Source organism: Mesorhizobium waimense (assembly GCF_003601975.1).
GTDB classification, from domain to species: domain Bacteria; phylum Pseudomonadota; class Alphaproteobacteria; order Rhizobiales; family Rhizobiaceae; genus Mesorhizobium; species Mesorhizobium waimense.
The window spans coordinates 1-384 of the sequence record NZ_QZWZ01000258.1; the positions used below are offsets into that span (position 1 = coordinate 1).

At 70.3% G+C, this 384-nt stretch carries 1 protein-coding gene; it reads right to left on the reverse strand.

The genetic code is table 11. The features are described 5' to 3' along the window. Positions 1 to 384, reverse strand: a 384-nt coding sequence (locus D3227_RS40920; RefSeq protein WP_208646667.1) for a CoA-binding protein, incomplete at both ends; no start/stop codon positions are given.

Consider the following 384-nt stretch of genomic DNA (forward strand, 5'->3'; position numbering starts at 1 on the left):
GCTGGGCGTAGTACGCCATCGTTGCATAGGCCAGCCCGCCGCTTTGCGACACCAGCGCCACGTCGCCCACGCCCTCGGCCCGCTTGAGCACGGCCGAGGGCGCGGCCATGACGCGCGCCGTCAGGTTGGAAAAGCCCATGCAGTTGGGGCCGATGAAGGTCAGCGCGCTGGCCGCCTCCTCGAGCGCGCGCTGCGCCTCGCGCCCGTCGCCGCTGGCCTCGGCGTAGCCCGAGATGTAAATGCTGGCGCCGGGTACCTGCTTGGCGCAGCAATCGCGCAAGACCTGCGGCACCCGCTCCTTGCCGACCACGATCACGCAGTGGTCGACCTCGTCCGGAATATCGCCGACCGAGGCGAAGCAGCGCAGGCCGGCCACTTCCTGGT